Origin of the sequence: Amycolatopsis sp. NPDC057786, from assembly GCF_042797905.1 — a bacterium.
In the GTDB taxonomy this organism is placed as follows: Bacteria; Actinomycetota; Actinomycetes; order Mycobacteriales; family Pseudonocardiaceae; genus Amycolatopsis.
In genome coordinates this window covers 1-21123 of record NZ_JBHVKW010000011.1, presented here as the reverse complement: position 1 = coordinate 21123, position 21123 = coordinate 1, and the positions used below count along the sequence as shown (strand labels likewise).

Annotated in this window: 20 protein-coding genes; 12 read left to right on the top strand and 8 right to left on the bottom strand. The window is 69.1% G+C overall.

Annotated features, from left to right (window positions below):
- Nucleotides 1-28 precede the first annotated feature (28 nt).
- Nucleotides 29-739 (bottom strand): GntR family transcriptional regulator, encoded by a 711-nt coding sequence (locus ACFVM3_RS09855; RefSeq protein ID WP_378437294.1) that lies wholly within the window; start codon nt 737-739, stop codon nt 29-31.
- Between the two features lie 119 nt (nt 740-858).
- Between ACFVM3_RS09855 and ACFVM3_RS09850 the strand changes: the two genes are divergently transcribed.
- Together ACFVM3_RS09850 and ACFVM3_RS09845 are read left to right on the top strand one after the other, a co-directional pair.
- A complete protein-coding gene (locus tag ACFVM3_RS09850) occupies nt 859-1776 on the top strand; it encodes a glycoside hydrolase family 16 protein (protein ID WP_378437292.1) in 918 nt (305 codons plus the stop codon).
- 9 nt (nt 1777-1785) lie between these two features.
- On the top strand, nt 1786-2649 hold the full coding sequence (locus ACFVM3_RS09845) for a sigma-70 family RNA polymerase sigma factor (protein ID WP_378437290.1): 864 nt from the start codon (nt 1786-1788) through the stop codon (nt 2647-2649).
- 485 nt (nt 2650-3134) lie between these two features.
- Here ACFVM3_RS09845 and ACFVM3_RS09840 read toward each other — a convergent pair whose 3' ends face one another.
- Both ACFVM3_RS09840 and ACFVM3_RS09835 read right to left on the bottom strand, forming a co-directional pair.
- Nucleotides 3135-4379, bottom strand: coding sequence for a DUF222 domain-containing protein (locus ACFVM3_RS09840; RefSeq protein ID WP_378437288.1), 1245 nt, complete (start codon nt 4377-4379; stop codon nt 3135-3137).
- A 140-nt stretch (nt 4380-4519) separates the two neighbouring features.
- The gene (locus tag ACFVM3_RS09835; protein WP_378437286.1) at nt 4520-4699 is read right to left on the bottom strand and encodes a GNAT family N-acetyltransferase; all 180 of its coding nucleotides are present in this window, start codon (nt 4697-4699) and stop codon (nt 4520-4522) included.
- Nucleotides 4700-5038: 339 nt separating this feature from the next.
- Here ACFVM3_RS09835 and ACFVM3_RS09830 point away from each other — a divergent pair, with 339 nt between their 5' ends.
- Both ACFVM3_RS09830 and ACFVM3_RS09825 read left to right on the top strand, forming a co-directional pair.
- Nucleotides 5039-5815 (top strand): cyclase family protein, encoded by a 777-nt coding sequence (locus tag ACFVM3_RS09830; protein ID WP_378437284.1) that lies wholly within the window; start codon nt 5039-5041, stop codon nt 5813-5815.
- A complete protein-coding gene (locus ACFVM3_RS09825) occupies nt 5812-7422 on the top strand; it encodes a thiamine pyrophosphate-binding protein (RefSeq protein ID WP_378437283.1) in 1611 nt (536 codons plus the stop codon). Before ACFVM3_RS09830 ends, ACFVM3_RS09825 begins: the two co-directional genes overlap by 4 nt.
- Nucleotides 7423-7427: 5 nt before the next feature.
- Here ACFVM3_RS09825 and ACFVM3_RS09820 read toward each other — a convergent pair whose 3' ends face one another.
- From ACFVM3_RS09820 to ACFVM3_RS09810, 3 genes are read right to left on the bottom strand one after another with little or no spacing between them, the layout of a single operon-like run.
- Nucleotides 7428-8690, bottom strand: a complete 1263-nt coding sequence (locus ACFVM3_RS09820) for a class I SAM-dependent methyltransferase (protein ID WP_378437281.1) — start codon at nt 8688-8690, stop codon at nt 7428-7430.
- 26 nt (nt 8691-8716) lie between these two features.
- Complete coding sequence (locus tag ACFVM3_RS09815) at nt 8717-10102, bottom strand: FAD-binding oxidoreductase (RefSeq protein WP_378437279.1); 1386 nt, start codon at nt 10100-10102, stop codon at nt 8717-8719.
- A 51-nt stretch (nt 10103-10153) separates the two neighbouring features.
- Nucleotides 10154-11362, bottom strand: coding sequence for an SGNH/GDSL hydrolase family protein (locus tag ACFVM3_RS09810; protein WP_378437277.1), 1209 nt, complete (start codon nt 11360-11362; stop codon nt 10154-10156).
- Between the two features lie 113 nt (nt 11363-11475).
- Between ACFVM3_RS09810 and ACFVM3_RS09805 the strand changes: the two genes are divergently transcribed.
- The 4 genes from ACFVM3_RS09805 (at nt 11476) to ACFVM3_RS09790 (ending at nt 16690) form a co-directional block, all read left to right on the top strand.
- Entirely contained in the window at nt 11476-11847 is a 372-nt protein-coding gene (locus ACFVM3_RS09805) for an MmcQ/YjbR family DNA-binding protein (RefSeq protein ID WP_378437276.1), read from the top strand.
- 120 nt (nt 11848-11967) lie between these two features.
- On the top strand, nt 11968-13134 hold the full coding sequence (locus tag ACFVM3_RS09800) for a sensor histidine kinase (RefSeq protein WP_378437274.1): 1167 nt from the start codon (nt 11968-11970) through the stop codon (nt 13132-13134).
- Nucleotides 13131-13793, top strand: coding sequence for a response regulator (locus ACFVM3_RS09795; RefSeq protein ID WP_378437272.1), 663 nt, complete (start codon nt 13131-13133; stop codon nt 13791-13793). The genes ACFVM3_RS09800 and ACFVM3_RS09795 overlap by 4 nt, the downstream gene beginning before the upstream one ends.
- Complete coding sequence (locus tag ACFVM3_RS09790) at nt 13793-16690, top strand: BTAD domain-containing putative transcriptional regulator (RefSeq protein ID WP_378437270.1); 2898 nt, start codon at nt 13793-13795, stop codon at nt 16688-16690. The genes ACFVM3_RS09795 and ACFVM3_RS09790 overlap by 1 nt, the downstream gene beginning before the upstream one ends.
- Here ACFVM3_RS09790 and ACFVM3_RS09785 read toward each other — a convergent pair.
- Nucleotides 16662-17102: a hypothetical protein gene (locus ACFVM3_RS09785; RefSeq protein WP_378437268.1), complete on the bottom strand. Its 441-nt coding sequence runs from the start codon at nt 17100-17102 to the stop codon at nt 16662-16664. The two genes, ACFVM3_RS09790 and ACFVM3_RS09785, sit on opposite strands and share 29 nt — an antisense overlap.
- Before the next feature lie 165 nt (nt 17103-17267).
- On the opposite strand from ACFVM3_RS09785, the gene ACFVM3_RS09780 reads away from it, so the two are divergent.
- The 3 genes from ACFVM3_RS09780 to ACFVM3_RS09770 all read left to right on the top strand — a co-directional run bounded on the left by ACFVM3_RS09780 (nt 17268) and on the right by ACFVM3_RS09770 (nt 19275).
- On the top strand, nt 17268-18101 hold the full coding sequence (locus tag ACFVM3_RS09780) for a class I SAM-dependent methyltransferase (protein ID WP_378437266.1): 834 nt from the start codon (nt 17268-17270) through the stop codon (nt 18099-18101).
- Entirely contained in the window at nt 18101-18712 is a 612-nt protein-coding gene (locus tag ACFVM3_RS09775) for a TetR/AcrR family transcriptional regulator (protein WP_378437265.1), read from the top strand. Before ACFVM3_RS09780 ends, ACFVM3_RS09775 begins: the two co-directional genes overlap by 1 nt.
- Before the next feature lie 101 nt (nt 18713-18813).
- Nucleotides 18814-19275 carry an ATP-binding protein gene (locus ACFVM3_RS09770; protein WP_378437263.1) on the top strand — a complete coding sequence of 154 codons (462 nt, stop codon included), beginning with the start codon at nt 18814-18816 and terminating at the stop codon, nt 19273-19275.
- A 68-nt stretch (nt 19276-19343) separates the two neighbouring features.
- On the opposite strand, the gene ACFVM3_RS09765 is transcribed toward ACFVM3_RS09770, so the two are convergent.
- Nucleotides 19344-19946 carry a TetR/AcrR family transcriptional regulator gene (locus ACFVM3_RS09765; protein WP_378437261.1) on the bottom strand — a complete coding sequence of 201 codons (603 nt, stop codon included), beginning with the start codon at nt 19944-19946 and terminating at the stop codon, nt 19344-19346.
- An 88-nt stretch (nt 19947-20034) separates the two neighbouring features.
- Between ACFVM3_RS09765 and ACFVM3_RS09760 the strand changes: the two genes are divergently transcribed.
- Complete coding sequence (locus ACFVM3_RS09760; protein WP_378437259.1) at nt 20035-21084, top strand: NAD(P)-dependent alcohol dehydrogenase; 1050 nt, start codon at nt 20035-20037, stop codon at nt 21082-21084.
- The last annotated feature ends 39 nt before the right edge of the window (nt 21085-21123 follow it).

Here is a 21123-nt window from a genome sequence, read left to right as displayed (position 1 = left end):
CCGGACGGACGGTCCCGGCGCGCCGGAGTCAGCCGGAGGTGTGGTCGAACTTCAGATGCGAGGTGATCCGGTAGCGGTCACCGCGGTAGAGGGAGCGGGTGTACTCGATCACGCGGCCGCCCGCGTCGCGCGTGGTGCGCTCGAACAGCAGCGCGGGGGAGTGCTGCGGGACGCCGAGCAGGCCGGATTCGTCGGCGTCGGTGACCGTCGGCTCGATGATCTGCACGGCCGTCGCGGGAACGACCTCGTACCGTGAGCGGAGCAGTTCGTAGAACGAACCGGACTCGAAGCCCGCGGCCGTGATGTCCGGCACGAGGTCCCGGGGGACCATGATCCGTTCGATCGCCATCGGCGCGTCTTCGACCACGCGAACGCGGGTGACGGCCACCAGCGTGTGGCCGGGGGAGACTTCCAGCCGCTTGCCGAGCCGGGCGCCCGCCGGGGTGGTGGCGAACTCGATCACCCGGCTGGTCCAGTGCCCCTCGGCGGGCGGGGCGAACTGCTCGCCGCCGGTGGCGGGAACGAGGTCCTGGGAGATCTTGCGCGGTGCGGTGAAGGTGCCGCGGCCGTGCTCGCGGACCACGAGACCGTCACGCTCCAGCTCGTCGATCGCGGCCCGCAGAGTGGGGCGCGAGACGCCGATTTCACTGCTCAGCGCGCGTTCCGAAGGCAGGACCTCGCCCGGCTGCCGCCGCTCGATGAGCTGGCGTAGCCGGTCCTTGACCTCTGTTCGCCGCATGACCACAGCCTACCCAGTGGTCATCGTGAATTGGCTGGTGGACAAGTTGTCTAGACCTATTGACTTTACCACTTCACCGGGTGACGGTGGAAAGAAACTGACCAGTGGTAAAGGAGACGATGATGTCGACCTCAGGGAAGTTGCGCGTTGCCGCCGTCGCCGCGTTGTCGGTCGCCGCGCTGACGGTGGCGCCGGGCGTCGCCGCCGGAGCGGCCGCTTGCGGGGCGCTGTTCGACGATTTCCACTACGGTTCGCACACGGACGGACTCCTCGCCCAGCACGGCTGGCAGGTGCGATCCGGCGCCGGTGGCCCCGGCGTCGGCGGAGCGCGCTGGGCTCCGGAGGACATCACCTTCCCGACGTCCGACGGGGAGAAGGTGCTGCAGCTTGCCTCCACCACCGACGGCACGCCAGCGGGCACGACGCAGACCGAGATCATGCAACCCGACCGGCGGTTCTTCGAGGGGACCTACGCGGCCCGGATCCGCTTCTCCGACGCGCCGGTGTCGGGCCCGGACGGTGACCGGATCAACCAGACGTTCTTCACCATCAGCCCGCTCCGCTACGACAACGACCCGATCTACAGCGAGCTGGACTTCTCGGAGTACCTGCCCAACGGCGGCTGGGGCGAGGCGGGCCCGGTGAACTTCCAGACCAGCTGGCACACCTACACGCCGGATCCTTGGTACGCCGAGAACAAGAGCGACAGCCAGCGCCGCAGCATCGACGGCTGGCATTCCGTCGTCGCGACCGTGTCCGACGGCCATGTGCGGTACTACATCGACGGCACGTTGGTGGCCGACCACGACCGCAGCGGGCCGTTCGACGTGTACCCGCGGCAGAACATGTCCTTGAATTTCAACCAGTGGTTCATCGACCTCACGCAGCACAGCGGCGGCACGAGCACCTACCTCGAACAGGTCGACTGGGTCTACTACGCGAAGAACGAGGTCCTGACGCCGCAGGCCGCCGCCGAACGGGCCGCGTCGTACCGGTCCTCGGGTGTGCGGTTCGCCGACGATCTCGGTGGTTGTTAGATAGGAGTCGTGGATCGGCTGACTGAACGTTTCGAGGAACATCGGACCAGGCTGCGTGCGGTGGCGTACCGGATGCTGGGTTCGGTCAGCGAGGCCGAAGACGCCGTGCAGGAGACGTGGCTGCGGCTCGACCGCACCGACGCGGCGGAGATCGAGAACCTCGGCGGCTGGCTGACTACGGTGGTGGCGCGGGTGTGCCTGAACGTGCTGCGCTCGCGCGATCATCGGCGGGAAGAACCGCTCGACGATCGGCTCGCCGAGTCGGTCGACTCCTCGGCGGATCCCGCCGCCGACGCGGTGCTCGCCGACTCGGTCGGGCTGGCGATGCTGGTCGTCCTGGACACGCTCGCGCCCGCCGAACGGCTCGCGTTCGTCCTGCACGACATGTTCGCGGTGCCCTTCGACGAAATCGCTCCGCTCATCGACCGTACCCCGGCCGCCGCCCGGCAACTCGCGAGCCGCGCCCGGCGCCGTGTCCAGGGCCGATCCGTCGACACGGAACCGGACGTCGCGCGACGGCGCCAGGTCGTCGACGCCTACCTGGCCGCGGCCCGCGGCGGCGACTTCGACGCGCTCCTCCGACTTCTCCATCCCGATGTCGTCCTCCGCGCCGACAAAGCGGCGGGCCCCTCGCGCGCGCCGATCTTCCTGCGCGGTGCGGACACGGTGGCTCGTGGTGCGGCCGCCGCTTCCGTGCGGGCGGCGGTCACTCAGCTCGCGCTGGTGAACGGCGGCATCGGACTCGTGATGGCCGACGAGGGGCGGCCTTCTGTGGTGCTCGCGTTCGCCTTCGTGGACGGGAAGATCAGCGAGATCGACGTCATCGCGGATCGGGAACGGTTGCGGGGGCTGGATTTGGTGATGGTGGACTGACCCGGGGTTGCGGTCGAGCGTGACGACTTCGAGCGGACGAGGGAGAACGCCTCGGTGAGCTGAGAACCGCGAATGGTGCGATGACTTCCGGTGCCAAGCACGGACACCGTCGCTGACGGAGTACCCAAGGATTCGACGAGGTCCGCGTCAGGGATGAGCGGACACGATCATCGATGAGTTCTCCATGCTCGACAGGCCGCTGCTGGCGATACAGCAGGAACGTCAAAAGAGGCTCGATGTGCTCGGGCCCTCACCGACTACATCTGTCTGCTGACCGAGGCGCAGGCCGTCGACCTCGGGAAGCGGCTGGCGGGGCGGACGGAGAGTTCGATGTTCGGTAGGTGGTTCAACTGAGCGAGCGCACGCGGAGTGTTTCCCTGGGAGTGAAGACGGACAGCGATCACTTGATGTCTCGCGTGGTTGGTGTCGTTCTCTGGGCATGCCGAAGGGCCCGTCGCCGGTGGTGTGCGGCGGGCTCTTCGGGGTCAGCGGTGGTTGTGGCGTGGGGTTTGTAGTGGGTCCAAATATTGCGGTGGGATGAATTCGGGTCGTCCGTTGGTGATGTGGACTTTCCAGCCGGATTGTCCGTGGATGACCATGTGGTGGTAGCGGCAGAGTAGGCAGAGGTTGTCGAGGTCGGTGTCGCCGAGTTGGCCCCACGGCAAAATATGGTGGGCTTCGCAGTGCTTGGGTTTGCGGTGGCAGCCGGGGAAGGCGCAGCCGTGGTCGCGGAGGTTGAGGGCGCGTCGTTGTGCTGGGGTGACGGACCGGGTGGCGCGGCCGATGTCGAGGGGTTCGCTCTCGGAGCCGAGGACTGCGGGAATGATTTTCGCGTCGCAGGCCAGCATCCGGGCGTGCCGGGCGGTGATCTGGGAGACCCCGTCCACGCAGGCCGACCCGAGTCCGGAGGTCAAAGTCTCCAGCGGGATCGTGACCACCACCGTCGTCCGATCCCCGGACAGGGTGGGGGCTTTGTCGTTGGTCATGGCGTAATGGATGGCGTCGAACAACGCGTCGCCGTTGCGCTCGCCCGGCGTGCGGGGGTCACGGTTGCCGTCTTCGTCGACGGGTCTTCGTTGTCCCCAGGTTTCGAATAGGGCGTTGGCTCTCGCGCCGAATTCGGGGTCGAGGAGGCCGTTGAGTCGCCACCAGCCGTCGTCGCGTTTCCGGAGATGGACCTCGCGTGAAGGTGGTGTGAGGTCTTCGTCTTTCGGTTCGTTGCCGTCGGGGTCGAGGTGGGCGAGGAGTTCGGCGCCGACGTTGGTGATCTGCTGTGGTCCGGCGTGGCGGGCGAGGTTGACCAGGATCCGTTCCGCGCCGGTCCGGTCCTCGGGCGAGACCTCGACAGGGATTTTCTTCAGCACCGCTAGGAGGGGGTCGAGTTGCTGATGCCCGAGGTCGCCTTCCGCGGCCGCGGCCCCGGCGATGGGGGCGAAAGCGGGGGCGGGGGTGCCGTCGAGGTTGCGGCTTTCGTTCACCGCCAGCGCGCGGGTCACGGTGTCGCGGGCTTCGTTCGGGCTGATGCGGGCGGTTTCGGCGAACCAGCCCGCCGTCGAACCATGCCCGAACAACTCCATCGGACCGCGGGATTCGATCTCGGCCAGGTACTGCCCGACCTCCGCCATGGCCTGCCGTGCCACCGACAACCGCTCCACGACGCCGTGCGCGAGCTCGCGCGCACCGGCACGCCACAGCTCCTGCGGCGGTTCGAGGATGCGTTGACTGGACACACCACAAGAATACCAGTACTCGAACAAGTGTGCGAATGTGAAAAAGGCTTCAGAATCGGCTGCGTATTCTCGGGCCGGCCGAGATGGCCGACTTGGGTCTTGTTGACAAGAAAGGGAAACGCGAAGGCTGGCAGTGCGAGTCATGCGTCGGGCAGCGACCTGATACCAAGGCGCATCAAGGTTTCTTCGATCTCAGCGCCCCGAGTAGGCGCGTAGGCGATCTCGGTGCCGACAATACTGAAGCCTGCCTTCTGCAGGACCCGAAGCGATCCGAGGTTGTCGCTGGCGACGCGGGCGTACAGGGGCCGGACCTCGGCCATGTCCCGACCCCAAACCGAACGGCCGATCCGGCAGGTGATTTCGGCGCCACCTTCCACGAAGAATCTGCCGATGGTGCCGAGGAAACGTCCGTCACCGCGCGCACGATGAGATCCGGCGAAGTCCTCAACCTCGCCATGTGGAGGTCGAAGGCTGCACGATCGTCGGGATCCTGGCGATGAACGCGGCCTCCGGGGTGTCGAGGTCACGATCCTCGACCGGCCGCAGCGCCACCTCGGTCATCGATCTCTCCTCGGCGTATCGGCGACGTCCCCGGCAGCCATCCAACCCGAAATCCGCCTAAAGTGACCAAGACGCCGCAGTCACCCCGGGAGGCACGCATGTCGTTGTTGGCCCAGCTGAACACCGCGCTCACCACGGGCACGGTCGAGGTCGTCGACCTCACCGCCCCGTTGAGCGCGAGCACCCCGATCCTCCGGTTGCCGGAGCCGTTCGCGAACACGATCCCGTTCGGCCTTGAGGAGATCAGCCGGTACGACGAACGCGGGCCGCGCTGGTACTGGAACAACATCCACACCGGCGAGCACACCGGGACCCACCTCGACGTTCCCGTGCACTGGGTGTCGGGAAAGGACGGCCACGACGTCTCCGAGGTGCCGCTGCGCACGCTGGTCGCCCCGGCCGTGGTGCTCGACGCGACGGCCCGCGCGGCCGAGGATCCGGATTTCCTGCTGTCCGTCGACGACATTCGTGAGTGGGAACGCGTGAACGGGCCGCTGCCCGACGGTGGCTGGCTGCTCTACCGCACGGGCTGGGACGCCCGGTCGCATGATCAGGAATCCTTCCTCAACAACGACGAGAACGGTCCGCATTCGCCGGGCGTCTCGGCGGAATGTGCCCGCTGGCTCGCGGAGGAGGCGCCGATCACCGGGTTCGGGGTGGAGACGGTGGGCACGGACGCGGGGCAGGCGCTGGCCCTCGAACCCGCCTTCCCCTGCCACGAACTCCTGCTGGGCGCGGGAAAGCACGGTCTGACCCAGTTGCGGAACCTGGCGAGCCTGCCGCCCACCGGGTCGCTGCTGGTCGTCAGCCCGCTCCCGATCGTCGGTGGTTCCGGCAGCCCCGCCAGGGTGTACGCGCTGGTCGAACGGGCATGAACGTCGCGGAGCTGGTCGGCCGCACGCTGGCGGAACTCGGCGTGGGTGCCGCGTTCGGGGTGGTGGGCAGTGGCAATTTCGAGGCCACCAACGGATTACGCTCCGGAGGGGTGCGGTTCGTCGCCGCGCGGCACGAGGGCGGCGCGGCGAGCATGGCCGACGCGTACGCGCGGATGAGCGCCCGTGTGTCGGTGCTGAGCCTCCACCAGGGCTGTGGGTTGACCAACGCGCTCACCGGGATCACCGAGGCCGCCAAGAGCCGGACGCCGATGATCGTCCTGGCCGGGGACACCGCGGCGTCGTCGGTGCTGTCGAACTTCCGGGTGGACCAGGACGCGCTCGCGTCGGCCGTCGGCGCCGTGCCGGAGCGCGTGCACGGCGCGCGCACCGCGGTCGCCGACACCGTCCGCGCCTACCGGACGGCGGTGCAGCAGCGCCGTACCGTCCTGCTCAACCTCCCGCTCGACGTCCAAGCCCAGGAGGCGGCCGAAGCGACCCCGGTTCCGGAAATCACCGGCCCGGCGCCGATCCGGCCGAACGCCGGCGCGGTCGTGAGACTGGCGGACCTCCTCGTCGAAGCACGGCGGCCGGTGTTCATCGCCGGTCGAGGTGCCCGGGGCGGTGCCGCACCGCTGAAGGAACTCGCGGAGATTTCCGGGTCGCTGCTGGCGACTTCGGCGGTGGCGCACGGGCTTTTCCACGACGATCCCTTCTCGATCGGGATCGCGGGCGGCTTTTCGTCACCCCGAACGGCGGAACTCATCAGGGACGCCGACCTCGTGATCGGCTGGGGCTGCGCGCTGAACATGTGGACCACCCGGCACGGCACACTGCTCGGCCCGGCCGCCCGGCTGGTCCAGGTCGACGTCGAGCTGGCCGCGCTCGGCGCGCACCGGCCGATCGACCTCGGTGTCGTCGGCGACGTCACCAGCACGGCCGTGGACGTTCACGCCGAACTCGAAAGGCGTGGCCACCGAAGGAGCCGCGAAGTCCCCGAAAGCACCCGGTGGAACGACGAGCCGTATAACGACCTATCCGGTGACGGGAGGATCGATCCGCGCACACTCAGCCGCCGGCTCGACGAGCTCCTGCCCGTCGAACGTGTGGTCTCGATCGACTCCGGCAACTTCATGGGCTATCCGAGCGCGTACCTGTCCGTCCCCGACGAGAACGGCTTCTGCTTCACCCAGGCGTTCCAAAGTATCGGGCTCGGTCTCGGCACGGCGATCGGTGCGGCGCTCGCCGTGCCGGACAGGTTACCGGTGCTCGGCGTCGGCGACGGCGGGTTCCACATGGCCGTCTCCGAGCTGGAAACCGCCGTGCGACTGGGTATCCCGCTCGTCGTGATCGTCTACAACGACGCGGCGTACGGCGCCGAGATTCACCATTTCGGTGACGCGGATATGAGCACTGTCCGGTTCCCCGACACTGATATCGCGGCGATCGGCCGCGGTTTCGGATGCGCCGGGATCACCGTCCGGTCGGCCGAGGACCTGGCCGCCGTCACGGACTGGCTCGGCGGGCCACGGGACGCGCCGCTCGTCGTCGACGCCAAGATCGCCGACGACGGCGGCTCGTGGTGGCTCGCCGAAGCCTTCCGGCACTGAGTCCGCTAAACGCCCCAGTCCGGCCTCAGCGGCATACCCGAGTCACCGTCCGGACCGACCTTTACCCCGAGCACCTGGTGCAGCTCGATCTCCCGCCGCTCGAAGGCGAGACGGCACGCGGCCATGTACAGGGCCCAGACGCGGCTCCGCCCGGCGCCCGCTTCGGCGACGGCCGCGTCCCAGTTCGCGTCGAGGTTGGCGCACCACGCGCCGAGGGTGCTGGCGTAGTGCTCGCGGAGGTTCTCCGAATGCCGCACCTCCAGCCCGCTGTCGTGCATCGCGGTGGCGATCTCCCCGACGGCCTCCAGCTCCCCGTCGGGGAAGACGTACCGGTCGATGAATCCGCGCGACCGGTGCGCGACGGAGGTGTCCGGGTTGGTGATGCAGTGGTTCAGCAACCGCCCGTGCGGCTTCAGTTTCCCCGCGAGGAAACGGAAGTACGACGGCAGGTTGCGGGCGCCGACATGTTCGGTGAGCCCGATCGACGACACCGCGTCGAAATCCGTTTCGGTGACGTCGCGGTAGTCGAGATGCCGCACTTCGGCCTTGTCCGCGAGCCCCTTGGTCACGATGTCCTTCTGCGCCCATTGCGCCTGCTCACGCGAAAGGGTCACGCCCAGCGCCTCGACGCCGTAGTTCGCGACGGCGTGCTCCACCATCCCGCCCCAGCCGCACCCGACGTCCAGCAGCCGCATCCCCGGCCGGAGGCCGAGTTTCCGGCACACCAGGTCGAACTTGTGCGCCTGTGCCTCTTCCAGCGACGCGTCGGCGGACGGATACGCGGCGCAGGTGTACGCCATCGACGGCCCGAGCACCAGTTCGTAGAACCGGTTCGAGACGTCGTAGTGATTGGAGATCGCGCTGCTGTCGCGCGCTTTCGAGTGCCGCAGCCCGTCGACGGTGCGCTTGAGGCGGCTCGGCAACTCCTCGGCGGGCGGGGCGACGCGGCGCAGGTGCGTGGGGCCGAGTTTGCGCAGCAGCCACAACCGGTCGGCGGCGCTGAGCTGATCGACCTGCGAAACGAGCGCGCGCAACGCCGTGTAGAGGTCACCGTCGACGTCGAGCGCGCCGGCGACGTAGGCCCGCGCGAGCCCGAGGTCTCCCGGGGACGACATCAGATACGTCAATGCCAGCGGCGACCGCACCTCGATCGTCACGGGCGCGTCGGCGGGCCCGCTCGTGCTGCCGTCGTAGGCGGTGATGGACACTTCGGTGCTCGGGCCGAGCAACCGCTCGAAGATCTTGCCGACGGTCGTCGTCTCAGCCATGGTCGTCTCTCTTCTTCGGGCCCGGGTCACCGCCGCCGCACGCATTTCGCGTACAGGTCGAGCAAGCGGCCGTCGGGGTCGTAAGCCGTCTTCAGTTTCCGGTAGGCGTCGCCGTTGTACAGCCGCCAGAACTCGTCCTCGGTATAGAAACTGTCGGAATACAGCGACTTCCGCCCGCCGAGCCGGTTCACTTCGGCCTCGATCAGCCGATTGTGCGTATCCGGCTCCTCGCCGGGGTCCAGCGGGACCGCGGACCAGAACCCGAAGTTGACGTACAGCGTTTCGGGGTCCAGTTCGTACAGCGGCGAGTTCACTCCGCCCGGCCGCTGCTTCAGCGGGCAGATCCACACCGGGCTGATCGGGATTTCGCGGCGGAAGAAGTCCAGGAACTCCGCCGCTCGCGAGAGCGGTACTTCGATGTCCTGGACGATGGTCTCTTCCGGGGGGAGTCCGCGCAGCTTGAGCAGTTTCGCGGCGATCCCGAACCGGCGGTCGAGCGCCACGACCTTCCAATAGACCGAAGACCGCAGCAGCCGCCTGCCCAGCAGCAGCCGGGGGAGCCGGTGCTGCACGCCGAACGCCCGCGAACACCAGAACCAGTCCGTGTCCCAACGCCACAGGTAGTCGCGGACGCTCAGATGATCCGTCTCGCGGGAGCGGATCGACTTGTAGTAGATGTCGAGCCAGGTGTAGTCGCTGGTCGTGGGCGCCGAGCTGGTGAACGTGCCCAGTGTCAGGTACTGCTCGCCCGGCCCGAAGACCGTTCCGTCCACGAAGTCGGCCGACCCGTCACGGCAGGCTTCGTCGAGTGCCGCGAAGTACTCCTCGGTGTCCTCGTAGCGGACGTGGTCGAGCCGCACGTACGGTTTGACCGGCTCCAGTTCGATCTTCAGCCGCAGCGCGTAGCCGAGCGTCCCGTACGAGTTCGGGAAGCCGTGGAACAGGTCGCTGTGCTCGTTGTCCGGCCGCGCGACGACGATCCTGCCGTCACCGGTGAGCAGTTCCATCTCCAGCACCGACTCGTGCACGAGCCCGTTGCGGAACGAGGACGACTCGATGCCGAGGCCGGTGACCGCGCCGCCGAGCGTGATCGTCTTGAGCTGCGGCACGACCAGCGGCATCAGCCCGTGGGGCAGGGTCGCGTCCACCAGTTGCTCGTAGGTGACCATTCCTTCGACGTCGGCCGTGCGCGCCAACGGATCGACGTCGAGCACGTGCGTGAATCCCGAGACGTCCAGCCCCGGTGTGGTGGTCGCCGTCCGTGCCCGGAACAGGTTCGACGTCCGCTTCGCCAGCCGGATCGTGCCGTGGAGATCCGCGAGCTGTGCGCGAAGCGTTTCGGCGCGCGCTTCGTGTTCGGCGAACCGGACCAGCCGCGCCGTCGCTCGGGTACCGCTGTCTCCGCTAGTCATTCCTGATCGCCATCAGTTCATCGTGCCCCACCGAACCGCCTGGCGCAGCCCTTATTCGTGCCGGAGGCGGTGCAGCGGGACGGCGTCCGCCATGGCGGTGAAGCCCTTGTCGCCGGGATGGAGGTGATCGCCGGAGTCGTACTCGGGTTTCATCCGCTGCGGGTCGGCGGGATCGCGGATCACCGCGTCGAAGTCGATGTAGCCGTCGAAGAGCCTGCTGGTCCGGATGAACCGGTTCACCGCCTGCCGGGTCTCCTCGAGCTGCGGAGTGTACGAACCCCAGCCCTTCCACGGCGTGATCGTCGCGCCCAGCACCCGCAGCCCGCGGTCGTGCGCCCTCGTCGCGATCTGCTTCAGCGCCGAGATGATCTTGTTCGGATCGGCCTGGTGCGGGGTCTGCTGGATGTCGTTGATGCCCTCGAACACGATCGCCGTCCGCACGCCGGACTGGTTCAGGACGTCCCGGTCGAGCCTGGCCAGCGCGTTGACCCCGTAGTCGCCGCCGTCGAGCAGCAGTCGGTTCCCGCTGATCCCGGCGTTGAGCACGCCGAGGCGGGAGCTGATCTTGTCGGCGAGCTGATCGGGCCAGCGCAGGTTCGCGCCCCAGGTCGAATTCGCCCCGTCGGTGATCGAGTCGCCGATCGCCACGACGCTGCCCCGCAACCCGGTGCCGCGGACGTCCACTCCCGATACGTAGTGCCAGACCGCGGTCTTCTCCGGGAAGGCGGCCGCCGACTCGTCGGCCGCCCTGTCGCCGTTCCGGGTGAAGTACGAGTTCTGCATCGCGAGCGGGTGGTAGGTGACCGGGCCCGACGGCTCCGGGGTGTACGTGGTCACCAGGAGGTCGCCGTCCCTCGGCACGGTCAGCGCCGCGCCGTCGCTGACGATGTCGGCGCCCGGCGGCACGGTGACCTCGCGGTCCCCGCCGAAGGTCAGCGTGCGCATCGTGCCGGGCACGGCCTGCGGGGTGTCCGGGCCCGCCGCGACCGCGACGGTCACCCGGCCGAACAACACCGGAGTCCGGCCGAAGGCGTTGGACAGCCGCACGCGGACCTCGTGCCCGCCGGCGCTGGTGTGCACGATGTTGCGGATCGAGAAGTTCGGGTAGCCGTTGTCGGTCCCGGCCACCCCGGCCGCGGGCGCCGCCGCCCAAGTGCCCACCCAGCCGCTGGTGGCGGGGCTCTCCACCGGGACCGCCGCGGCACTCGGCACCAGGCCCAGCACCAGGATTCCCGCTACGGCGAGATACTTCACGCGCATGTCGGTCCGCCTCCACCCAGTCGGCTCCACTCATCGTCAAGGAATCACCGACAACCGGTCAACGGCCCGGACAGGACAGGTTTCTGTCGGTAGGCGCGGTTAGCCTGAACGCCATGAAGCGTGCTGCTCTCGCGAAGCTCTGCCTCGCCCTCCCGGGCGCCCGGGAGGAGTTCCCGTTCGGCGAGGACATCAGCGTGTTCAAGGTCGCCGGCAAGATCTTCGCGCTCGGCCCGCTCAAGGCGAAGCCGCTGCGGATCAGCCTCAAATGCGAGCCGGATCTGGCGGTCCGGCTGCGCGCCGAGCATCCGGCGATCGTCCCCGGCTACCACCTGAACAAAAGGCACTGGAACACCGTCGAACTGGACGGCTCGCTGACCGACGACTTCGTGCGGGAGCTGATCGAGGACTCCTACGACCTCGTCGTCGCGGGCCTGCCGAAACGAGAACAGGAGAAACTGAACTGGGTGGCGCTCAGCCAGGAATGACCGACCCGGGTTTCATCCGGATTTCATCCCACCGTGCTCGTCCGGCCTCCTACCGTGGGCGGAGACGGGTGCCGCCCGCCGCACGATGACTCGCTCATCGGGACTTCCTAGGCTGATGCCGTGCTGAGGATCTTGCGGGACCGGTTCCGGGCACGGGTGCAGGCCAGCCTCACCCGTGCCGGGCTGACCCTGCCGTGGTGGGGGGCGTTGTGCGCGAGCGCCGTGAGCTTCGTGTTCACGGCGGTGGCGCTGGTGCAACGGGACGCCCTGCTGCCGCCAGAGCCGATCGCGCTGGCCGGGCTGATCGTGATCGCGCCGTCGGTGATCTGGGCGGTCACCGACTGGATCATGCCCTGGGTGCGGATGACGGCGCTGATCATCGCCGCCTCGGTGCTGCTCATCGAACCCGTGCTGCCGGATTTCGCGCCGTTGCTGCTGCTGGTCGCGGCCACCGAGGCGGGCAGTGTCCTGCGGACGACGTGGGGGATCGCGATCGTCACCGTCGCGGGCGAGGCGGTACTGGTCGTGGCGGGGATCTGGGGTGGGCTGATCGGCGGGCCGGTGTACATGGTCGCGATCCTGCTCGGCCTCAGCGGCGGGCTCATGGTCCGCTGGTACACCAGGGTGCTCGACGCCGAACGCGACAACCGCGACGCTTCCCGTGACAAGGCCCTGCTCGCCGAACGTCAGCGGATCGCGCGTGAGGTGCACGACGTCGTCGGCCATTCGCTCAGCATCACTCTGCTGCACCTGACCGGCGCCCGGCACGCGCTGCAGCAGGACCGCGACGTCGACGAGGCGATCGAGGCGCTCACCGAAGCCGAGCAGGTGGGACGGGCCGCGATGGCCGATATCCGCCGCACGGTCGGCCTGCTCGCCGACTCCCCGTCGGGCAGCGCCCCGCTGCCGGGGGTGGAGGACATCGCGACGCTGGTGGAACGCACTCGCAGCGCAGGGCTGGCGGTGCGCTATACACAGGAAGGCGACCTCGGCCGGGTAGGCGCCTCGGAAGGATTGGGCCTCTACCGGATCGTGCAGGAATCACTTGTCAACGTCGTCAAACACGCCCCCGGCGCGACGGCCGAGGTCCGCCTCGACGCCTGCCGTTCGGGGCTGAAGCTCATCGTCAGCAACACCCTCCCCGCGACCGTCCGGCGCACGGCGGAGGACGGTTCGGGACTGGCGGGAATGGCCGTTCGCGCGGCCCAGCTCGGCGCCGATCTCAGCGCCGGGCCCAGCGGCAGGCAGTGGATCGTGCAGGTCACCGTGCCGGGGGCCAAGCCGTGACCGCCGCCGAGATCCAGGTGCTGCTGGTCGACGACCAGGAGCTGGTCCGGTCCGGGCTGCGGCGCATCCTGCGGCGCCGCGACGGGTTCGTCATCGCGGGGGAATGCGGCGACGGTTCGGAAGTGCCGTCGGCGCTGGCCGCGCACGAGGTCGACGTCATCGTGATGGACCTGCGGATGAAGAACGTCGGCGGGGTCGAGGCGACCAGGCGGCTGCGGCGGTCCGGCGGGCATCCGCCGGTGCTCGCGCTCACCACCTTCGACGACGACAACCTCTTGGCCGAAGCGCTGCGGGCGGGCGCGGCCGGGTACGTCCTCAAGGATTCCCCTGCCGAGGACCTGATCCGCGCCGTGCGGGCGGTCGCCGCGGGCGACGCGTGGCTCGACCCCGGCGTCACCGGGCGGGTGCTCGCCGCGTACCGGCAGGCCGCGGGGAACGGCAGCGGCGGACGCTCACCGGAACTGCTGACCCCGAGGGAGCAGGACGTGCTCAGGGCGATCGGCCGCGGGCTGACCAACGCGGAGATCGCCGCGGCTCTCGTCATTTCGGAGGTGACCGTGAAAAGCCATATCGGCCGGATCTTCACCAAACTCCAGTTGCGGGACCGGGCGGCGGCGATCGTGTACGCGTTCGACCACGGGATCGTGGTGCCGGGCTGATGCGCAACGATGGGGGGATCATGCCGGACTCGCGACTTCGCTTCGAACTACTCGGCCCGTTGCGGGCCTGGCACGGGGAGACCCGGCTGGATCTGGGGCCGGTCCGGCAGCAGGCCGTGCTTGCCGCGCTGCTGCTGCGCCCGGACGTGACCGTCAGCCACTACGAACTCACCGACGGGCTCTGGGAGAAGCCGCCGGAGTCGAACGTGTTGCCGGTGTACGTCCGGCGATTGCGGCAATGCCTGGACACCTCGGGCCAGAAGCCGCGGGACTCGGTGATCGTGTCCGATCGAGGTGGCTACCGGTTCGCCAGCGGCGGGGTCCGGCTGGACGTCGTCCGGCTGGAGGAGGTCGCGGCGGTCGCGGCCGCCGCCGAGGAGTCCGGCGACCTCGTCGCCGCGGTGGACACCTTCGCCGACGCGCTCCGGCTGTTCCACGGCGAGCCTCTGACGGGGCTGCCCGGCGCGTTCGTCCAGGGGGAGCGGCGACGCCTGGAGGAACGCAGGCTTCTGCTGCTGCGCCGGAAACTGCGGGCCCAGCTGAAACTCGGGCGGTTCGACGAGGTGATCGGCGAGCTGTCGGCGCTGGTGTCCGCCGATCCGCCGAGCGAGCCGCTGGCCGCGTTGCTGATGCGGGCGCTCTACGGCGGCGGGCGGCAGGCGGAGGCGCTGGAGGTGTTCACCGACGTCCGTGAGCGGCTGATCGAACAGCTCGGCGTCGAGCCGGGTGAGGAACTGCGGCAGGTGCAGGATGCGGTGCTGCGAGGCGACGAGACACTGCTCGGTGTCGCGCCGCGCCGCGAGCCGTCCCGTCGGATCCGCAACGAACTGCCCGCCACCAACGGCGAACTCGTCGGCAGGGACCGGGAACTGGCGCTGCTCGTCGAAGAGGGGGATCCGGAGTCGGTCTCGGTCGACGCCGTCGACGGTGTTCCCGGCGCAGGGAAGACCACGCTCGCGGTACGTGCGGCCCACCGGCTCCGTGAGTCCTATCCGGACGGTGCTTTGTTCGTGGATCTCCACGGCTACACCGAAGGCCGCGAGCCGGTGACGCCGGAGCGAGCGCTGCGGCGGTTGCTGCGCGCGGTCGGTGTCGAGGACGGGGCGGACGATCTCGACGAACTGGCCGCGTCGTGGCGGGCGGCGACCGCGCAGCTGCGGTTGCTGCTGGTGCTCGACAACGCCGAATCCGCCGGACAGGTGCGCCCGCTGCTGCCGTCCGGGCCGGGCAGTCGCGTGCTGGTGACCAGCCGCCGTCGTCTGTCCGGGTTGGACGCCGACCGCCGGGTTTCCCTTGGCGCGCTGGGCCTCGAAGTGGCCGAGCGGTTGCTCAGCCGCATCGTGGGGGCGCCGAGGGCGGAAGGGGAGCGGTTCGCCGTGCGTGCGCTCGCCGGGCTCTGCGGGCGGCTGCCGCTCGCGCTGCGGATCGCGGGTGCCCGGTTGCAGAACCGTCCGATGTGGACGTTCAAGGACCTGGTCGACCGGATGTCGGACGACGAGCGCAGGCTCGGCGAACTGACGGCCGAGGATCGCAGTGTCGAGGTGGCGCTGCGCCTGTCGTACGACCAGCTGCGGCCCGCCGAGCAGACCGCGTTCAGCGTGCTCGGCCTGTCGCCGACGACCGAATTCGACCGGCTGTCGGTCGCCGCCCTGCTGGACTGCTCGCCCGCCGAAGCCGAGCGGCAGCTGGAAAGCCTGGTCGACGCCAGCCTCGTGCAGGAGCCCGCGAGCGGCCGCTACCGGCTGCACGACCTGGTGGCGGTCTATGCCCGGCGGCTCGCCGGGGAGATGCCCGAAGACGCCGCCGAAGCGGCTCGGAAACGGGTGTACGGGCTCTACCTCAGTGCCGCTCGGCGCGCGAGCGAGTGGGGTGTCGCGCGCTTCCCGCTGGAGACCGGAGGACCGTTCACCGGGCAGCGTGACGCTTCCGCCTGGCTCGACGCGGCCGGGGACCTGCCGGAGGTGGTGTCGCAAGCGGCCGAAGCCGGGCTGGACGACCTCGCGTGCTCGGTCGCCGAGGGTCTGGTCGACTATCTCGCGCGTCAGCAGCGGTACCACGAATGCCGGACGGCGTTGCAGGTCGCGCTGCCGCTGGCCGAACAGGCCGAAGACGAACGCCTGGTCTCGTCGCTGCGGTTCTGCCTCGGCTACGCCTACGCCATGCAAGGGCACCTCGACCGGGCGCGCGGCTGGTTCGACGACGCGCTGCGGGCGGGCCAGGCATCCGGAGACCGCGGGGTGGAGGCGCGAGCGCTAGGCGGGCTCACCATGGCGGATCTGATCGACGGGCGGCACGATCGCGCCATCCCCGGGATGCGGCGGGTGATGGTCCTCGCCGAAGAGGTGGGGGACCGCTGGCTCGCCGAACGGTCGCTGTCCGCCCTGGGGTATCTCGCCTACCTGCGGGGCGAGCACGAAGAGGCGCTCGTCCACCTCGGCCGCGCCCGCGAGCTGAGCGAGGAGATAGGCAGTCCGGGGATGCTGGCCAGGGTGCTGTGCCACAGCGGCACCGTCCGCCTCGAAACCGGCAGGTTCGCCGAAGCGGTGCTGGACTTCCGGCGGTCCGTCGAACTCGCCGAGGAGACCACGGACGGCCTGCTGATCGCCACCAGCCTCGCCAGGCTGGGCGCCGCGGAACTGGAACTGGGGAATCTCGACGCGGCTTTCGAACTCCAGCGGCGGGCGTTGACGGCGGTCACCGACGAGACCGTCGTCGGGATGGAATCCGAGATCCGCAACCGGCTCGGCCGCACCCATCTCGCGGCGGGCGATCCGGTGGCAGCCAGGGAACACTTCGAGTGGGTGCTCACCACCATCGGGCCCGACGGTGATTCCCTCCAGCGCACCCTCGCGCTGGAAGGTCTGGACCTCACCAGACAGTCGGCACGCCGGCGTTGACGATCGTGAACCGGTGCCCCGCCATGCTCGTCCGCCAGCGCGCGAAGTAGGCGTCGGCCGCGTCGGCCAGGTGCGTCCCGGCGCGGACCTCGTGGACGACGCAAGCCCATTCGGCGCCGTCGCACAGCACCAGTTCCCGCGGTGCCCCGCGCTTGCGGAGCACGGAAGAGCAGAGGGCGCCGCGCCTGCCGACGCTGCCGTCGTCGAGACAGCGACGGAGGTCTTCGACGGCGTGGGCGGCCGTCTCGAACAGCGTCCACCGGTACCTCGGCGAGGGGCGGCCGTCGGCCCACGGCGTGGAGAACGCGGCCCAGCTCCAGCCAGGTCCGACGAGCCCGTCCCGTTCGCCGGGACTCGGCGCGTCGTCCCTGGGGAACACCATGTTGTACGGGGTCCGGCTCGCCGGGCTCATACACGTCTCCTCGTGGACCACCGGTCCGCGGCCGCGGATCCGTGCCGGAACCGTAAAGGGGCGCCATGAAATCGCGATGAAACGACGGCTTGACGAGCGGATCGGGCGTCCGCCATCATGAACAGGTGTTCATGAACGCACGTTCATAACGGAGGAGGTTCTGGTATGTCCGGCATCGTCAACACCGCGCAGTCGGAGGCGTGGAACGGCTACGAGGGACGGCACTGGGCCCAGCACGACGAGCGCTACGACGCGGTGAACAGCGGGTTCAACGAATTCCTGTTCGACGCCGCCGGAATCGGCGAGCGGGACCGGGTGCTCGACATCGGCTGCGGCAACGGCCAGGTCACCCGGCTCGCCGCCGTCCGTGCTCCGCTCGGGGGAGCGACCGGGATCGATCTGTCCGCGCCGATGCTCGCCACGGCGCGTGCCCGCGCGGAGGCCGAAGGTGTCGCGAACGTGGTGTTCGAGCAGGGTGACGTCCAGGTCTTCCCGTTCGGGGACAGCGTTTTCGACGTCGCGCTCAGCCGGTTCGCGGTGACGTTCTTCGCCGATCCGGTCGCCGCTTTCGCCAACGTGCACCGCGCGCTGCGGCCGGACGGGAAGCTCGCGTTCCTGTGCATGACCGCACTCGCCGGAACCGATCTCGGTACCGTTTTCGGCGCGCTGGCACCGTTTCTGCCGACCCCGACCGGTGAGGACGGCACGGGGCCGACGGCGTTCGCCGACCCGGCGCGGGTCCGCGCGGTGCTGACCGACGCCGGATTCGCCGATGTCACCTGCGACCGTGTCGAGGCGGACCAGGTCTGGGGAAGCGATGTTCCCGACGCGGCCGGCTTCATCGCGGACTGGGGGCCGGTCAAGTATCACCTCGATCTGGCCGGCGCCGAAGCGGCGAAGGGGGCGCGGGAAGCACTTTCGGCCGCGCTGCGGCCTTTCGAGGGGGCAGACGGTGTCCGGTTGCGCGGCGCCGCCTGGCTGGTCACGGCGAAGTCCTGATGTCGCCGAGAAAAGCGGCGGCCCTGCGCCGTACTGAAGACGGCCGGAGCCTGCGCGAGCATCTGATCGGCACCGCCGCGGACCTGATTTCCGCCGGTGGCACCGCGGAACTCACGGTGCGAGCGATCGCGCATGCGGCGGGAGTCGCCGATGGTGTGCTGTACAACCATTTCGCCGACAAGGAGGAATTGCTGGCCGAAGCTTTGGCGGAACACGTGCGGAGGGCCGAAGCCGGGCTCGGCGAGCTGCCCGAGCCTGGTTCGGCTACGGTCGAGGCGAATCTTCGCGCCCAGCTGGCGTACGGGTTGGCTCTGCACAAGGAGATCCTGCCCGCGTTCGCAGGGCTCCTCGCCCGTCCCGTCGTGCTCGCGCGATTCGCGGATCGGGCTGGGGACGGCGAGACCTGGCGCGACCGTCTCGCCGGATATCTGTGCGCCGAAAAGGAACTCGGCAGGCTGGACGGCGATGTCGACGCGGCGGCGGCCATGCTGGTTGGCGTCTGCCACGAAACGGTGCTCTCCGCTCTGCTCCCGCACGGCCCGGCGGTGACCGGTTCGCCGGGGGTGGAAGCCGTGGTCAAGACGGTGCTGGAGGGTATCGCGGCCGGATGACCGGAGTGTCGGGTTCGACACGGGTTGATCGGCGGGTGTTCTGGGTAACCCGGATGTGCGACTTCAGCAGGGAGGCCGCGCGCGACGGGAAGGGTGGCTCCATGATCAGTATCGCGGAGCATCCGGTGCCGGGAACCTGGGTGCTTGACCTGCGAGCCACGACGCCACGGGCGTTGCCGGACATGCGTGCCTGGGTGGTCAGATGTCTTCCCGATCTCGGCGAGAAGCATCTCGACGACGTCCTGCTCGCGGCGACGGAGCTCGTCGCCAACGCGTACGTGCACGGAGGTGGCGCGCGCCACATCCAGTTGTGGCGTGGCGTGACACCCTGCGCGGTGCGCATCGAGGTCGCGGACGTCAGTGTGGAGCAACCCAGGGCGCGGTGTTCGCAGATCGAGGATCCCCGCGGCCGCGGGCTGCTCGTCGTCGACGGGGTGGCGGTGCAGTGGGGTGTCCGGCGTGAGCCGGTGCGGGGCGGGAAGATCGTCTGGGCGCACATCCGGTGCGACGGCCGGTGTCCGGAAGCGCTCCCGCGCGTGCGCACGAGGCGCTCCCGGAACTGACCGGACTCGGACGGCGCCGCGGGGCTCGCATGGCGGCCCGGTTCCCGCCACGATCCCACTGAATCACGTCACATTTTCGTGCGTCCTTCGATTGCGGCGCGGGCGGCTTCGACCGACTTCCGGACGACGACTTCCGTGGAGTAGCCCTGTTTCGTGAAGACGCCGTCGAGGTAGAACGTGCCGTAGCCGTGCGCCTGGGTGAACAACTGCTCCATCAGTTCGAGCCCGTCCTGTGGCCGGTCCGCGACGGCCAGGCAGAGCATGACGAACTGGTCGGTCAGGCGGCGGGTCTGCTCGTGCAGGGTGGCGTGCTCGGGGCCCTGTAAGCCGTCCGAGTAGATGATGTTCATCCCGGCGCGGCGTTCGATGAGGTATTCCGTGTACGCGCCGGCCGCCGCGGCGAGCGCGGCGACGGGTTCGCTCTCGGCTTCGACGGCTTCTTGCACCCTGTCGGCCAGCTGGCAGGCGACGGTGGCCGCGATCGCGGCCAGCAGGCTCTCCTTGTCCGGGAAGTGCCGATACGGCGCGCCAGGGCTGACTTTCGCGCGCCTGGCGACCTCGGCGACCGAGAACGCGCCTAGCCCCTGTTCGGCGATCAGGTCCAGCGAGACCCGCACGAGTTCGGCGCGCAGGTCGCCGTGATGGTACTTGCCGCCCATGTCGTGGATCACACCGTCCCGGTCGCGGAATATGTAAGAGCCCTCTTACGCTAGTTGTAAGTGACCTCTTACATGGTCTCACTGTTTCTCGGAGGGTTTCATGACGACGACCACGCACGCCATCGCCGCGCCGTCCCCGGGCGCCGCTCTGTCGCCGACGACGATCGAGCGTCGCGACCTGCGTCCGGACGACGTGCTGATCGACATCGCGTACGCGGGGATCTGCCACAGCGACATCCACCAGGTGAAGGAGGACTGGGGCAGCGCGATCTTCCCGATGGTCCCTGGCCACGAGATCGCCGGCGTCGTCGCCGCGGTCGGCTCCGACGTGACGAAGTACCGGGTGGGCGACCGTGTCGGGGTCGGCTGCATGGTGGATTCCTGTGGTGAGTGCGAATACTGCCTCGCGGGTACCGAGCAGTTCTGCGTGAAGGGCAACATCCAGACGTACAACGGTGTCGGTTTCGACGGCGAGAACACCTACGGCGGCTACAGCAGGCAGATCGTCGTGAAGGACGCTTTCGTCTGCCGTATCCCGGAAGGGATCGGCCTCGACGTCGCCGCTCCGCTGCTGTGCGCGGGGATCACCACCTACTCCCCGCTGAACCGCTGGGGCGCCGGGCCGGGTAAGAAGGTCGCCGTCGTCGGCCTCGGCGGGCTCGGCCACATGGCGGTCAAGATCGCGGTCGCGATGGGCGCCGAGGTCACCGTGCTCAGCCAGAGCCTGAAGAAGCAGGAAGACGGCCTGAAGCTGGGTGCGAAGGACTACTTCGCGACCAGCGACGCGTCGACGTTCAAGTCGCTTCGCGGCCGTTTCGACCTGATCCTCAACACCGTCTCCGCGACACTGCCCGTCGACTCCTATCTCGGCATGCTGCGGGTCGGCGGTGCGATGGTGAACGTCGGCGCGCCCGGCGAACCGTTGTCCTACAACGCCTTCTCTCTGCTCGGCGGGAACAGGGTGCTCGCCGGTTCGATGATCGGCGGGATCGCCGAAACCCAGGAGATGCTCGACTTCTGCGCCGAGCACGGGATCGGCGCGGAGATCGAGACGATCTCGGCCGACCAGGTGAACGTGGCCTACGACCGGGTCGAGAACAGCGACGTCCGGTACCGGTTCGTCATCGACGCGGCGACCATCGGCGCGTGACTTTCCTGGCCGGAGGGTTGCGAAAGCCACTTTCGCAAC